Raw genomic sequence first — 14,658 nt, 5'->3', positions numbered from 1 at the left:
CCACATTTGAACGCGTTTTTCTGTGGGAGCCGGGCTTGCCCGCGATGGCGTCATCCCCGTCGATAAAACGTCAGCGCTTTACCTGTTTCAAGGTCTCGGCAATCAGGAACGCCAACTCCAGCGACTGATCGGCATTCATCCGTGGGTCGCAATGGGTGTGGTAGCGGTCTGACAGGCCATCTTCGGTGATCGGTCGTGCGCCGCCGATGCATTCGGTGACGTTCTGCCCGGTCATCTCGATATGGATCCCGCCGGCATAGCTGCCTTCTGCCTGGTGCACCTGGAAGAAATCCTTCACTTCGCCAAGGATCTGCGCAAAGTCGCGGGTCTTGTAGCCACTGCTGGCCTTGATGGTATTGCCGTGCATTGGGTCGCAACTCCACAGCACCTGCTTGCCCTCGCGCTGCACGGCACGGATCAGGTTGGGCAAATGGTCGCCGACCTTGCCTGCACCCATACGGGCAATGAGGTTGAGGCGGCCGGGGTCGTTATCCGGGTTGAGGATGTCGATCAGGCGGATCAGGTCCTCCGGGTTCATGCTCGGTCCGACTTTCACGCCGATCGGGTTGTTCACCCCGCGCAGGAACTCGACATGGGCGCCGTCCAACTGACGGGTACGGTCGCCGATCCACAGCATATGCGCCGAGCAGTCGTAGTAATCGTTGGTCAGGCTGTCGCGGCGTACGAAGGCTTGTTCATAGTTGAGCAGCAACGCTTCGTGGGCGGTGAAGAAGCTGGTTTCGCGCAATTGCGGCGAGCTGTCCATGCCACAGGCGCGCATGAAGGCCAGGGTTTCGTCGATGCGGTCGGCCAGTTGGCTGTACTTTTCGGCGAGGGCGGAGTTGGCGATGAAATCCAGGTTCCATTTGTGCACTTGGTGCAGGTCGGCAAAACCGCCCTGGGCAAAGGCGCGCAGCAGGTTGAGGGTGGCGGTGGACTGGTGGTAGGACTGCAACAGGCGGTCCGGGTCTGGCACGCGGCTTTTTTCGTCGAAGCCGATGCCGTTGACGATATCGCCACGGTAGGCGGGCAGGGTGATGCCGTCGATGGTTTCATCGTTGGCCGAACGTGGCTTCGCGAACTGGCCGGCCATGCGCCCGACTTTCACCACCGGGCAACCGGCGGCGAAGGTCATGACAATGGCCATCTGCAGCAGCACCTTGAAGGTGTCGCGGATCTTCGCGGCGGAAAACTCGGCGAAGCTCTCGGCGCAATCGCCACCTTGCAGCAGGAAGGCACGACCCTGGGTCACTTCGGCAAACTGACGGCGCAATTCGCGGGCTTCGCCGGCAAACACCAGGGGCGGGTAGCTCGCCAGGCTCTGCTCCACTTGCTCCAAGTGCGCGGCGTCCGGGTATCGGGGTTGCTGCTGGATCGGCAGGGCTCGCCAGCTATCGGGACTCCAGGGGTGGCTCATCATGAACTCGTTTGCAGGTGGATGTTAGGGCGTCAATGTTAGCAGCAATTAGTGCGTGACCTGTGGTTGCCGCTTGGCCGACAATCGCGCCTTTGTCGTGCGGTAAACCCTTTAGGAGTAGTGATGAGCGAGGAGCGTGTCGAGCGCCTGCTGGCCGAAGTCCATGATGAATTCGGCATGATCCGTGTGCTTGAAGTGGCTGATTACCGCTTTCTCGAATTTGGCGACGCCATCGAGCAAAGCTGTGTGTTCACTGCTGACCCGAGCTGGCTGGAGTACGACTACACCCGCGCGATGCTGATCGGCGCGTTGTGCCATGAACAGCCGGAAAGTGCGTTGTTCCTCGGCCTGGGCGCGGGCACGTTGACCCAGGCATGCCTCAAATTCCTGGCGCTGGAGGATGTCGAAGCCATTGAGCTGCGCCCCGATGTGCCGCGCCTGGCGATTGAATATCTGGGGCTGGATGACGATCCGCGCTTGTACATCCGCATTGGTGACGCGCTGCAATTGCTCGACAGTGCTGAATCGGCCGATTTGATTTTCGTCGACCTCTACACCGATGTCGGCCCGGGCGTGGGGCATCTGGCCTGGACCTTCCTGGAAAACTGTCAGAAGAAACTCAACCCCGGCGGCTGGCTGGTGATCAACCAGTGGGCCACCGATGACGGCAAGCCGCTGGGGGCGGCGTTGCTGCGTGGGTTGTACCACCGGCATTACTGGGAGCTGCCGGTGAAGGAGGGCAATGTGATTCTATTGGTGCCTTCGGAGCTGGATCAGGTGTTGGACCTGGATGCGCTGTCAGCCCGCGCCGAAGCCTTGGCGCCGCGATTGGGGTATTCGTTGCAGTCGTTGATCAAGGCGATTCGGCCAGCAACTTAGTTGTCAGTTCGGACGCTTTCGCGGGCAAGCCCACAGTCGAATTGCACTCTGTGTTGAAATGCAATCCCCTGTGGGAGCGGGCTTGCCCGCGAAGAGGCCCTCACTGGCGACGGCTAATTCAGTTTGTTCAAATCCCCTTGAACACCCCGGGCCGCTTCTCGACCATCGCCCGAACACCCTCCTTGGCGTCCTCACTGTTGAGCAGTTTGTCCACCATGGGCGGCAGCGCGGCGGCTGCGACGGCCTCACCCTCCATGCGCGCCAGGCGTGCCGACATCAACGTTGCCTGCACACCCAGCGGCGCCTGGCGCGCAATGCGGTTGGCCAATTCAATGGCACGGGGCAACAGGTCTTCACTGGCCATCACTTCCTGCACCAACCCCAGGCGCAGGGCCTCATGGGCGTCGAATTCGTCGCCGGTGAGCAGCCAACGCATCGCATTGCCCCAGCCGGCAATCTGATGAAAGCGCAATGTCGCGCCGCCAAACGGAAAGATGCCGCGTTGCACCTCCATCTGGGCGAAGCGGGTATTGCTGGCGCAGAGGTTGATATCCGCCGCCAGCATCAACTCGATACCAATGGTCAGGCAGTAACCTTGGGCGGCGACGATCACCGGCTTGCTCACGCGCGGGCCGGCAAACACCCCCCACGGGTCGCACCCTCCCAGCGGCGGTTGCCAGCCGCCGGCCATTACTCCGCTGACATTGGCCAAGTCCAGTCCTGCGGTGAAGTGATCGCCATGGGCAAACACCACGGCCACCCGTGCGTCATCGTTTCGATCAAATTCGCCATAGGCCAGGCTCAGTTCATTGAGCAAATCCAGGTCAAAGGCGTTGCGCTTGGCCACGCGGTCCAGGCCTAGCAATAGAACATGGCCCTCAAGTGCGCGGCTGACACGGCTACTGCTGGCTTGATTCATCGGGTGTGCCCTCGGGGCGCAGGTGAGGTTTCAGACCAAAGGGTCTCAATGGGTGGGTGAACCGTTTAAGCTCGATAACCAACAGGGCCGGGCCTTTGAAAAATAGACCCTGGCGCATGGATCTGCAAAGCGCGTGACCCAGTGCGGTTTATCGGCGCCTGGCGATAAAAAAAGCTCCCTTTTTCAGGTATTTCCGGTATAGTGCGCGCCGGCCTTTAACCGGGCCGCGTTTAGGTAGCGCAATTCCCCGAAGTCAGCTTCGGCTGCACGTCCGCACAGCGGACTCTTCCTTGACGAATCTTTTTCATTCATTCGTTTTCGCAAATCCCCGCCGACAAAGCAGCCAGGGCGACTCTTGAGTCTCAACACGGCATGCGCAGCTTTGGAGCATGGGTCTTTGCGGATGCACTTAGAGGCAGACCCATGACCCAGGAAACCGGCGGCTTCGCCGCTTTTAATCTTAACCCGAATATTCTTGCAGCCGTCGCAGCGACCGGCTACGAAGAACCTTCGGCGATTCAGCAGCAATCGATCCCGATCATCATGGCCGGTAAGGACATGATTGGCCAGGCGCAAACCGGTACCGGTAAAACCGCCGCGTTCGCCCTGCCTATTCTGCATTGCATCGATCCTGCCAAGCGCGAGCCGCAAGCCCTGATCCTGGCGCCAACCCGTGAGTTGGCGCTGCAAGTAGCAACCGCCTTTGAAACCTACGCCAAGCAAATGCCGGGTGTAACTGTTGTGGCCGTTTACGGCGGCGCGCCTATGGGCCCACAACTCAAGGCAATCCGCAATGGCGCACAGATCGTTGTCGCCACTCCGGGCCGTCTGTGCGACCACCTGCGTCGTGACGAAAAAGTCCTGTCGACCGTGAACCACCTGGTTCTGGACGAAGCTGACGAAATGTTGAAGCTGGGCTTCATGGATGACCTGGAAGTCATCTTCAAGGCGCTGCCAGCGACCCGTCAGACCGTACTGTTCTCGGCTACCCTGCCGCAGTCCATCCGTGCCATTGCCGAACGCCACCTGCGCGATCCGGAGCACGTGAAGATCCAGACCAAGACCCAGACCGTTACCGCGATCGAACAGGCTCACCTGTTGGTTCACGCTGACCAGAAGACCTCGGCTGTATTGAGCCTGCTGGAAGTCGAAGACTTCGACGCCCTGATCATGTTCGTGCGCACCAAGCAAGCGACCCTGGACCTGGCCAGCGCCCTGGAAGCCAAAGGCTACAAAGCCGCTGCGCTGAACGGTGACATTGCCCAGAACCAGCGTGAGCGTGTGATCGACTCCCTCAAGGATGGCCGTCTGGACATCGTTGTGGCGACCGACGTTGCTGCCCGTGGCCTCGACGTTCCACGTATCACCCACGTGTTCAACGTTGACATGCCTTACGATCCAGAGTCCTACGTTCACCGTATCGGCCGTACTGGCCGTGCCGGCCGCGAAGGTCGTGCGTTGCTGCTGGTGACTCCACGTGAGCGCCGCATGCTGCAAGTGATCGAGCGTGTTACCGGCCAGAAAGTTGCCGAAGTCCGCCTGCCGGATGCCCAGGCCGTTCTCGATGCGCGCATCAAGAAACTGACCAACAGCCTGGCGCCACTGGTGGCTGACGCTGAATCGACCCACGGCGACCTGCTGGACCGCCTGACCGCCGATATCGGTTGCACCCCGCGTGCCCTGGCTGCAGCCCTGCTGCGCAAAGCTACCAATGGTCAGGCCCTGACCCTGGCAGCCATCGAAAAAGAACGTCCACTGGTTCCGAACAGCGCGCCACGCGGTGATCGTCCAGAGCGTTCCGGTGACCGTCCAGACCGTGGTGACCGTGAGCGTCGTGCTCCAGTGCCATTGGCTGAAGGCCGTGCTCGTTGCCGTACCGCGCTGGGTGCGCGTGATGGTATCGCTGCCAAGAACCTGCTGGGCGCTATCCTCAACGAGGGTGGCCTGGCGCGTGAAGCCATCGGTCGCATCCAGGTGCGTGACAGCTTCTCCCTGGTGGAGTTGCCGGAAGACGGCCTGGAAAAACTGCTGGCCAAGCTGAAAGACACTCGCGTTGCCGGTAAGCAGCTCAAGCTGCGTCGCTACCGCGAAGATTGATCCGCCCTTGGGCTGATTGATCGCACATAAAAAATCCCCGACTGGTTCGGGGATTTTTTTTGCCTCATGTTTTAGTCTCCGAGGCGATCAACTGTGGGAGCTGGCTTGCCTGCGATAACGGTGAGTCAGCAAGCCAGTGTGTGACTGATACACCGCTATCGCAGGCAAGCCAGCTCCCACAGGTGTGGCGGTGTCAGCCAAAACGATAGATGTCCATGCCCAGGGCGCCCAGTGTGAAGCCCTGGTGCGCTACGCTGAAATCTGCGCCCGCACCTCGCGCAAAGTACAGCGGCAGCAAATGCTCATCGCTGGGATGGCTGCGCACGGCATGTGGCGCCTGGCGCCGATAGTCATGCAAGGCGGCGTCGTCATTGGTCGCCAGTTTGTCGACCACCCAGTCGCGAAACTCCCGCGCCCACGGGGTGATCGTTTCCGGCCCTGCGCGCCAGTCCAGTTCGCCCAGGTTATGGGTGATGCTGCCGGAGCCGATCAGCAGCACACCCTGTTCGCGCAGGCTCGCGAGTGCATGCCCGACTCGAGTCTGCAAAGCCGGGCCCAGGCGGCTGGGCAAGGACACTTGTACCACCGGGATGTCCGCTGCCGGGTACATCAGCGACAGCGGGACCCAGGTGCCGTGGTCGAAGGGGCGTTGCTCGTCAATACGTGCAGCCAGGCCGTTGGCGTGCAGCAGTTCGACGATCTCACTGGCCAACTGCGGGTCACCCGGCGCGGGGTATTGCACCGCAAACAGCTCGCGCGGAAAGCCACCGAAGTCGTGCCAGGTTTCGGGGGCAGCACTGCCGCTGACCAGCAGGTCCGGGCTTTCCCAATGCGCCGACACCACCACAATGGCTTTGGGCCGTGGCAGTTCGTCAGCCAGGCGCTGCAGCGCAGGACCGCTGGCACCGGGTTGCAAGGCCAGCATGGGCGAGCCGTGGGAGATAAACAGGCTGGGGAGCATGAGCAGAGTCCTGAGGGTTAAGATGGAGCCATCTTCAATCAGATCATCGATCTAAATCTAATATAAGTTTTAGCGCCTTTTGATCGAATTTTCGGAGTGATTCATGCAGCCTGAATTTTGGCAGGACCGCTGGGCGAGCAATCAGATCGGCTTCCATCAGCACGAGGTCAATCCCTATTTGCAACGGCACTGGCCCGTGCTGGGGTTGCCCGAGGGGGCAAAGGTGCTGGTACCGTTGTGTGGCAAAAGCCTGGACTTGGTATGGCTCGAGAGCCAGGGGTACCCGGTAATGGGCGTGGAGCTATCGGAGCAGGCGGTTGAGGCGTTCTTCAGCGAGCAGGGGCTCGTGCCGCACGTCAGTCAGCAGGGCGCCTTCAAGGTCTATCAGGCGGGCCAGATCGAACTGTGGTGTGGCGATTTCTTCAGCCTGAATGCGCAGGCGCTGGTCGGTTGCCGCGGCGTATATGATCGTGCCGCGTTGATCGCATTGCCCCCGCTGATGCGTGCGCAATACGCCGAGCACCTGAATGCCTTGCTACCCTCAGGCTGCCAGGGTTTGCTGATTACCCTCGATTACGACCAAGGGCAGAAGGCCGGCCCACCCTTTGCTGTCACGGACGAGGAAGTGCAGGTGCTATTTGCACTGCATTGGGCGTTGGAGCGGCTGGAGGAGCGGGACATCCTGAGGGAGAGCGGAAAGTTCCTGCAGGACGGTGTTACTCGCCTTGAAGAGCGTGCTTATCGGCTGACCAGGCGCTAAAAGGGTTTTTCCTTTTGTAGGGGCGAGCGGTGAAATCAGCAGGCACAAAAAAGGGGCGATCAGATCGCCCCCTTGTTGAGTCATCCGGCTATCAGCCCCGGCGACGCAGTGCGTCAATCCGCTCTTCCAGCGGCGGGTGGCTCATGAACAGGCGAGCCAGGCCCTGCTTGATGCCGCCGTTGATGCCGAAGGCGGTCAGGCTGTCGGGCATATGCACCGGCAGGCCCTGTTCGGAGCGCAAGCGTTGCAGCGCGCCGATCATTGCGCTGGTGCCCGCCAGGCGTGCGCCGGCTTCATCTGCGCGGAACTCGCGTTTGCGCGAGAACCACATCACGATGGCGCTGGCCAGGAAGCCCAGGACCAGCTCGGCGAAAATGGTCGCCACGAAGTAGGCAATACCACGGCCTTCTTCGTTCTTGAAGATGACCTTGTCGACGAAGTTGCCGATGATCCGCGCAAAGAACATCACGAAGGTGTTCACCACGCCCTGTACCAGCGCCAGGGTGACCATGTCACCGTTGGCCACGTGACCGATCTCGTGGGCCAGCACCGCCTTGACTTCGTCGGGCGAAAACCGCTCCAGCAGGCCCTGGCTCACGGCCACCAGCGCGTCGTTCTTGTTCCAGCCGGTCGCAAAGGCGTTGGCCTCATAAGCCGGGAAAATCCCGACTTCGGGCATTTTGATGCCTGCTTCTTGAGACAACTGCTCCACGGTTTGCATCAGCCATTGTTCATGGCGAGTGCGTGGTTGCGTGATGATCTGGGTGCTGGTGCTCATCTTTGCCATCCACTTGGAGATGAACAGCGAGAACAGCGAACCGGCAAAACCAAAGACTGCACAGAAAATCAGCAGCTGATTGAGGTTCAGATCAACCCCATTGGCCGCCATGAACCCGTTGAAGCCAAAAAGGCTCAGGGTGACGCTGGCAATCAGTACGACTGCCAGGTTAGTGGCCAAGAACAGCAGGATGCGCATCATGGTTGTAGAATTCTCCTCATGCTTAATATGTCGCTCACTGCGGGGTATATAAGGTGCGGCATGGGGTGATTCAACCGGGGGACTATTTCAAACTGTGTCCTACACCGTTGGCGTAGGGCCTTGAAGGGATTTTCCGACCTGTATTGTCAGCCCTGATCGACCCGATGCTACCCTGTCGCCCCGTGATTATAGGGGGCACGTCATTGGCAGGGGCCAAATGAAGTACAACCGCAAGTAAGTGACACAGAAGTGTTGCCAGATAATCGCTGTACGACTCTTTGTGAGTCGCACAGCGTCAATTGCCTTACTGGCGATAGGACTTCAGGAAGTTACCGATGCGACCAATCGCCATCTCCAGGTCATCCACACGTGGCAAGGTCACCACGCGAAAGTGATCCGGCCACGGCCAGTTGAAGGCGGTACCTTGCACGACCAGCAGTTTTTCCGACAGCAGCAGGTCGAGCACGAACTTCTCGTCGTTGAGGATCGGGCAGACTTTCGGGTCGATCCGCGGGAACGCATAAAGCGCGCCCATGGGCTTCACACAGCTCACGCCGGGGATAGCGTTGAGCAACTCCCAGGTGCGGTTGCGTTGCTCCAGCAGGCGACCTTGGGGCAGGATCAGGTCGTTGATGCTCTGGTAGCCGCCGAGGGCGGTCTGGATCGCGTGCTGGCTCGGTACGTTGGCGCACAGGCGCATGTTGGCCAGCATGTCGATGCCTTCGATGTAGCTTTGCGCATTGTGCTTGGGGCCGGAGATGGCGATCCAGCCGGAGCGGAAACCCGCCACGCGGTAGGACTTGGACAGGCCATTGAAGGTCAGGCACAGCAGGTCCGGGGCCAGGGAGGCGGTGCAGATATGCACGGCGTCATCGTAGAGGATCTTGTCGTAGATCTCGTCGGAGAACACCACCAGGTTGTGCTGACGCGCCAGTTCCAGCATGCCCAGCAATACTTCCCTGGAGTACACGGCGCCAGTGGGGTTGTTCGGGTTGATGATCACCAGGGCCTTGGTGTTGGGCGTGATCTTGGCCTTGATGTCGGCCAGGTCCGGGAACCAGTCGGCGCCCTCATCACACAGGTAATGCACCGGGTGGCCGCCCGCCAAGGTCACGGCGGCGGTCCACAGCGGGTAATCCGGGGCTGGCACCAGGACTTCATCGCCATTGTTGAGCAACGCCTGCATGGACATCACGATCAGCTCGGACACGCCGTTGCCCAGGTAGATGTCCTCGATGCCGACGCCTTCGACCTGCTTCTGCTGGTAGTACTGCATCACCGCCTTGCGCGCGCTGAACAGGCCCTTGGAGTCGCTGTAACCCTGGGCGGTCGGCAGGTTGCGGATCACATCCTGAAGGATTTCGTCCGGCGCTTCGAAACCAAACGGCGCCGGGTTGCCAATGTTTAGCTTGAGGATGCGATGGCCTTCCTCTTCCAGGCGTTTGGCGTGCTTGAGCACCGGGCCGCGAATGTCATAGCAGACGTTGGCGAGCTTGTTCGATTTGCTGACCTGCATGGCGATGTGATCCTGAAAATGAACGATCCCGACGGCGTAGGCACTACCGTAGGGTGAAGCCTGCACGGCCCGCACCCATAAATACGTTTGAATGCCGATGGCGCGGGTGCCAGACTGGCGTTTTGAAGAGGCGCAATCATACGTGCCGCCTGATCCATGGAAAAGACACAGATCAGGGTTTTTCAGTTGCCGAGGTGTACCGATGGATAAGTTGCAGAAAACTGTAGATGAATGGAAGGCGATGCTCGATCCGGAGCAGTACAACGTGTGCCGTCTCAAGGGTACCGAGCGACCGTTCAGCGGCAAGTACAACGCCACCAAGACCGACGGCGTCTACCACTGCATCTGCTGCAACGAGCCGCTGTTCGATTCCAAGGCAAAGTTTGATTCCGGCTGTGGCTGGCCCAGCTTCTATGAGCCGATCGCCGACAGCGCGATGGTCGAGATCCGCGATGTCAGCCACGGCATGATTCGCACCGAAGTCACCTGCGCCAAGTGTGATGCACACTTGGGGCATGTGTTCCCGGACGGCCCCCCGCCGACGGGCCTGCGCTACTGCATCAATTCGGTATGCCTGGAGCTGGTGCCGCGCTAGGCTTGCATGGTCCCTGTAGGAGCGAGCTTGCTCGCGAAAAACGTCAACGATACGGCGGGTTTCCTGAATGAACGCGGCGTCTGATAGTTTTTCGCGAGCAAGCTCGCTCCTACAAATAAGGCTCTTCTTTCCCTGACTTGAGGCATTGCCATGAGCGACTCCCTGCTGAGCATCCCTTGCACCACCATCAAGGGTGAGCAAAAGACCTTGGCCGACTTTGCCGGCAAGGCCATTCTGGTGGTCAACACCGCGAGCAAATGCGGCTTCACACCGCAGTACAAGGGCCTCGAGCAACTTTGGCAGCAATACAAGGACCAGGGCCTGGTGGTGCTCGGCTTTCCCTGCAACCAGTTCGGCAAGCAGGAACCCGGCAATGAAGGCGCGATATCCGAGTTCTGCGAGCTGAACTTTGGTGTCAGTTTTCCGCTGTTCAAGAAAATCGACGTCAATGGCAGCGATGCCCACCCGTTGTTTGTGCAGTTGAAAAAACAGGCCCCGGGGCTGCTGGGTTCCAAGAACATCAAGTGGAACTTCACCAAGTTTCTCATTGGCCGTGATGGCAAGCAGGTCAAGCGTTTTGCGCCAACCACCAAGCCCCAGGACTTGACCCAGGAGATTGAAGCCCTGCTCAAATGACCGCAATATTGCGGGTACCCATCAGAGGCTGGTTGTCTTCGGTACCCACAGTTCCAGTAAGGCGTTGAGTTCTTCACGGCGAAACGGCTTGGCCAGGTAATCGTTCATTCCAGCGGCCCGGCAACGCTCGCGTTCTTCGGCCATCGCGTTGGCGGTCAAGGCAACAATGGGCAAGTCCGGCCAACGCCCGCTCCGGCGAATTTGTCGGCTGGCCTCATAGCCATCCATCACAGGCATGTTGCAGTCCATCAACACCAAGTCGAAGCGCTGGTCCTCCAGAAGCTTGAGGGCTTCGCCGCCATGGGCCGCGACGATTACCTCACACCCGAGCTTGCTGAGCATGCCCTTGGCCACCAGTTGATTGACCGCGTTGTCCTCCACCAGCAGGATGCGCGCGCGGTGCGCAAGCGGTGCGGTTTCTATCTGGACCGGGTCGAGCACCAGTTGCGCGCCGCTGCGCAGGTTGCGTTGCAGGATCTGGTACAGCGCGTTGCGGCTCAATGGGCGCGCTTGTTGCTGCAGCGGCGCCAGGGCCGTGACTTCTTCGCTGGGCAAAAAGTTACCATAGGCGGTAACCAGCAGAATCGGCGCGCTGATGCCCGGGCGCAAGCGGAACAAGCATTCAGGGCAGTCGGTGATCAACAGGTCGGGCGCCAGCCCGCTCAAATCATCGTCCTGGGAATAGCAGCGCGGTGTCAGCCCCCAAGAGGGCAATAGCGTGGTGAGCAGCTCCGTCAGCCCGCCGCCGGCGTTGGTGATGGCGATCACCTCGCCCGTGAGCGGTGCATAGCGCATGGCAGGCAAATGCGCGGGCAGTGGGAGGTCGGCGCAGAACTGGCTGCCAAAGCCCACCTCCGAGCTGATACTCAAGCGGCCTTGCATGGCTTCGCACAGGTTATGAGTCAACGCCAGGCCCAATCCCGTCCCGCCAAACTGGCGGGTAATGCCAGCGCCGGCCTGGGTGAACGGCTGGAAGATTTTCACCTGGGCTTCCTGGGCGATGCCAATGCCGGTATCGCACACTTCAATGCTGACCCGACCTTCCAAGGCGCGCAGGCGCACATCGACGCGGCCAAAGCGGGTGAACTTCAAGGCGTTGGAGAGCAAGTTGCTGACGATCTGCCGCACACGGGTAGGGTCGCCGACCACCTGGGCGGGAAATTGCGGGTCGATCAGGCAGGTCAGCTCCACGCTCGGAGCGGCATTTTGCGAGAGCAGGTTGGCGGTATCTTCCACCAATGAGCCCAGGTCGAACGGGATATGCTCCAGTTCCAGCTGGCCGGCGTCGAACTTGGACAGGTCAAGAATATCGTTGAGCAACTCCACCAGCACTTTGCCTGAGTCATGGGCAATGGACAGTTGCTGGCGCTGTTCGGCGGTCAGCGGGCTATCCAGTGAGAGGGCAATCATGCCCAGCAACCCATTGAGCGGCGTACGAATTTCATGGCTCATATTGGCCAGGAATGCTGCCCGTGCCTGAGCCATGCCCAGCGCAGTCATTTTCGCCGCCTCCAGCTCATCGTTGGACTGGCTCAAGCGTTGGTTGCTGGCCTTGAGTTCGAGGGTGCGCGCAGAAACGATATTTTCCAGTTGCCCCAAATACTCCGTGAGGCGATCTTCGGCATGGCGCCGTTGCTGGATCTCGGTTTCCATGTTTTCGAATTGTTGGTTGGCGACGCTGACCAGCACGCCGATTTCATCGTGTTCATGCCCCGGTGGGCAATCCAGGCGCGCCTGTTTGCGTGTGCTCAGCTCGCGGATAATGCGCACCAGCGGTTGGGTGAGCATTACGTAGAACAGGCCGAGCAAAATCCCGGTGAGCAGCAGGCTGCGGGCGAAGCCGTTGAGCAGAGTGATCTCGGCGCGATGCAGGAAACGGCTGCCAAAGGCATAAGTATCGACGTCCAGGCGTAACACACCAAGGGAGTCGTTGGGCATATGGCTGAGAAACAGTCGGTCTTCGAATTGGCGATTGGCACCAAACAGAAAATCGCTGACCGGCCGATAGTTGCTTTCCTTGCGCGGACGGTTGACGTCGGCCAGCACCACGCCATTGTTGTCGATCAACTGCGCGCGGATGATGGCGGGGGAGTGCAGCAGGCCCAAGGTCAGTTCCTGGGCGAGTTCGGCATCGATGTTGTAGGCGATTCTTGACGCCGGGTTATGGCTGATTTCAATCAGTGAGCGTATTTCACGGTTGATGGATGCGTCTTCACTGGCATAATCAATGCCGATTTGGATCAGACTGAGCAGGGTTCCCAAGACGAAACCGACCAGCACAGTTAATCTGGCTTGTTTATAAGACAAGCGGTGGGCGAACTTGATATCCATCGAGTGTTGAACCACTTAGCGTTTCCCTTCGCCCGGCAAGCATAGCTGAACATCCACAAGCTTTGGCTCGCCCGGCATGAATCGTTTGTTTGATGCAGCCCTACAGTTTGCCGCAGGGTTGCCAATACGCCATCTTTTGCAAGAAGTTGCCAGAGGAATAGCTGTGGATTCTCGATTGAATGCCTTTCTTGAGCGCGCCGATGCGGTGCTGGCTCGCCTGGAACCGTTGTTACCCGCCCCACGCCAGGCGATCGACTGGCACCAATGCCTGGCCGCCCGCTGGCAGCGCGAAGGTCGCAATGGCTTCCTGTTACCGTTGGAAGTGAGCCTGGACATGCGCCTGTCGGACCTGATTGGTGTCGACAAACAACGTGAACAACTGGCGCGCAACACCCAACAGTTCCTTGATGGGTTACCCGCCAACCACGCCCTGTTATGGGGTTCGCGTGGCACCGGCAAGTCTTCCATGGTCCGGGCCTTGCTCGCCCAGCACGCCAACGCCGGCCTGCGTCTTATCGAGATCGAGCGTGACCACCTGGCTGACCTGCCGCGGGTGGTCGAGCAACTGGTCAAGCTACCACAACGCTTCATTTTGTTTTGCGATGACCTATCGTTCGAGGCCGGCGAAGGTGACTATCGCGTGCTCAAGAGCGTGCTGGATGGTTCCCTGGAACAGGCGCCGGAAAACGTGCTGCTGTACGCCACGTCCAACCGTCGCCACCTTGTGCCGGAAAACCAGAGCGACAATGACAACTGGAAACGCGTGGACGGCGAATTGCACCCGAGCGAGGCGGTTGAAGACAAGATTGCCTTGTCGGATCGTTTTGGCTTGTGGTTGTCGTTCTACCCCTTTACCCAGGAGCATTTTCTGGATGTGGTGGAACACTGGATCGGTGAGTTGGCCAGCAAGGCCGGCTTGCAGTGGCAACGCGATGAGCAGCTTGACGTTCTCGCGGTGCGTTGGGCCACTGGGCGCGGCAACCGCAATGGCCGGTGCGCCTATCAATTCGCCCGTTACTGGGTGGGTCTTAAATTGCTGGAACGTCAACCATGATCGATTTACAACAGGCCGGCAGCGGCCTTGATGGCTATGCCATGCTCTGCGCGCAACTGGAGTCATTGCTGGCTGATGAGCGCGATTTTATTGCCAACAGTGCGCAGTTTTCCGCGTTCCTGTTCAACCAGTTGGATGACTTGAACTGGGCTGGCTTTTATCTCAATCGTAACGAAGAGCTGGTGCTTGGGCCCTTTCAGGGGCAGATCGCCTGTGTGCGCATTCCGTTTGGTCGCGGCGTGTGTGGTGCGGCTGCGGCCTCACGGAAAACCCAGCGCGTGGAGGACGTGCACGCGTTCCCAGGCCATATCGCCTGCGACAGCGCTTCGAACAGTGAATTGGTGGTGCCATTGGTCAAGGACGGCCAACTGATTGGTGTCCTTGACCTCGACAGCCCATTGCTGGGCCGCTTTACCCCTCAGGACCAGGAGGGGATTGAGCGGCTGGCGGAGATTTTCCTGCAGTTGACCGACTGCTGAAGCGGTGGGTACTTATGCTGGTCGCGGTAGGAGCG

General features: G+C 59.8%; 13 protein-coding genes. 7 read left to right on the top strand and 6 right to left on the bottom strand.

The genetic code is table 11. The features are described 5' to 3' along the window. Positions 1–70: 70 nt before the first annotated feature. Complete coding sequence (locus JFT58_RS16575) at positions 71–1,417, bottom strand: class II 3-deoxy-7-phosphoheptulonate synthase (protein WP_054897897.1); 1,347 nt, start codon at positions 1,415–1,417, stop codon at positions 71–73. 123 nt (positions 1,418–1,540) lie between these two features. Between JFT58_RS16575 and JFT58_RS16570 the strand changes: the two genes are divergently transcribed. Further along, entirely contained in the window at positions 1,541–2,296 is a 756-nt protein-coding gene (locus JFT58_RS16570) for a spermidine synthase (protein WP_054897896.1), read from the top strand. A gap of 127 nt (positions 2,297–2,423) precedes the next feature. Here JFT58_RS16570 and JFT58_RS16565 read toward each other — a convergent pair whose 3' ends face one another. After that, the gene (locus tag JFT58_RS16565; protein ID WP_034127150.1) at positions 2,424–3,215 is read right to left on the bottom strand and encodes a crotonase/enoyl-CoA hydratase family protein; all 792 of its coding nucleotides are present in this window, start codon (positions 3,213–3,215) and stop codon (positions 2,424–2,426) included. Between the two features lie 423 nt (positions 3,216–3,638). On the opposite strand from JFT58_RS16565, the gene JFT58_RS16560 reads away from it, so the two are divergent. After that, the gene (locus tag JFT58_RS16560) at positions 3,639–5,312 is read left to right on the top strand and encodes a DEAD/DEAH box helicase (RefSeq protein ID WP_014717677.1); all 1,674 of its coding nucleotides are present in this window, start codon (positions 3,639–3,641) and stop codon (positions 5,310–5,312) included. A 193-nt stretch (positions 5,313–5,505) separates the two neighbouring features. Here JFT58_RS16560 and JFT58_RS16555 read toward each other — a convergent pair whose 3' ends face one another. Then, entirely contained in the window at positions 5,506–6,273 is a 768-nt protein-coding gene (locus JFT58_RS16555) for a DODA-type extradiol aromatic ring-opening family dioxygenase (RefSeq protein WP_054897895.1), read from the bottom strand. 103 nt (positions 6,274–6,376) lie between these two features. Here JFT58_RS16555 and JFT58_RS16550 point away from each other — a divergent pair, with 103 nt between their 5' ends. Next, positions 6,377–7,033 (top strand): thiopurine S-methyltransferase, encoded by a 657-nt coding sequence (locus JFT58_RS16550; RefSeq protein WP_054897894.1) that lies wholly within the window; start codon positions 6,377–6,379, stop codon positions 7,031–7,033. Between the two features lie 91 nt (positions 7,034–7,124). Here the strand turns inward: JFT58_RS16550 and htpX are convergent, their stop codons facing one another. Beyond that, positions 7,125–8,012, bottom strand: a complete 888-nt coding sequence (gene htpX / locus JFT58_RS16545; protein ID WP_003189904.1) for a protease HtpX — start codon at positions 8,010–8,012, stop codon at positions 7,125–7,127. A 304-nt stretch (positions 8,013–8,316) separates the two neighbouring features. Then, positions 8,317–9,528, bottom strand: coding sequence for a pyridoxal phosphate-dependent aminotransferase (locus tag JFT58_RS16540; protein ID WP_044273990.1), 1,212 nt, complete (start codon positions 9,526–9,528; stop codon positions 8,317–8,319). 202 nt (positions 9,529–9,730) lie between these two features. Between JFT58_RS16540 and msrB the strand changes: the two genes are divergently transcribed. After that, a complete protein-coding gene (gene msrB, locus JFT58_RS16535) occupies positions 9,731–10,123 on the top strand; it encodes a peptide-methionine (R)-S-oxide reductase MsrB (RefSeq protein ID WP_034127154.1) in 393 nt (130 codons plus the stop codon). Positions 10,124–10,273: 150 nt separating this feature from the next. Then, the gene (locus tag JFT58_RS16530; RefSeq protein ID WP_034127155.1) at positions 10,274–10,759 is read left to right on the top strand and encodes a glutathione peroxidase; all 486 of its coding nucleotides are present in this window, start codon (positions 10,274–10,276) and stop codon (positions 10,757–10,759) included. Positions 10,760–10,780: 21 nt separating this feature from the next. Here the strand turns inward: JFT58_RS16530 and JFT58_RS16525 are convergent, their stop codons facing one another. Beyond that, entirely contained in the window at positions 10,781–13,090 is a 2,310-nt protein-coding gene (locus JFT58_RS16525; RefSeq protein WP_034127156.1) for a hybrid sensor histidine kinase/response regulator, read from the bottom strand. A 163-nt stretch (positions 13,091–13,253) separates the two neighbouring features. Between JFT58_RS16525 and JFT58_RS16520 the strand changes: the two genes are divergently transcribed. Beyond that, positions 13,254–14,144 carry an ATP-binding protein gene (locus JFT58_RS16520; protein WP_034127157.1) on the top strand — a complete coding sequence of 297 codons (891 nt, stop codon included), beginning with the start codon at positions 13,254–13,256 and terminating at the stop codon, positions 14,142–14,144. Beyond that, on the top strand, positions 14,141–14,623 hold the full coding sequence (locus JFT58_RS16515) for a GAF domain-containing protein (RefSeq protein WP_054897893.1): 483 nt from the start codon (positions 14,141–14,143) through the stop codon (positions 14,621–14,623). Before JFT58_RS16520 ends, JFT58_RS16515 begins: the two co-directional genes overlap by 4 nt. Positions 14,624–14,658 lie beyond the last annotated feature (35 nt).

The sequence above is a fragment of the Pseudomonas sp. MF6767 genome (assembly GCF_016405475.1).
GTDB classification, from domain to species: Bacteria; Pseudomonadota; Gammaproteobacteria; order Pseudomonadales; family Pseudomonadaceae; genus Aquipseudomonas; species Aquipseudomonas paracarnis.
This window is presented reverse-complemented; position numbering and strand designations above follow the sequence as displayed.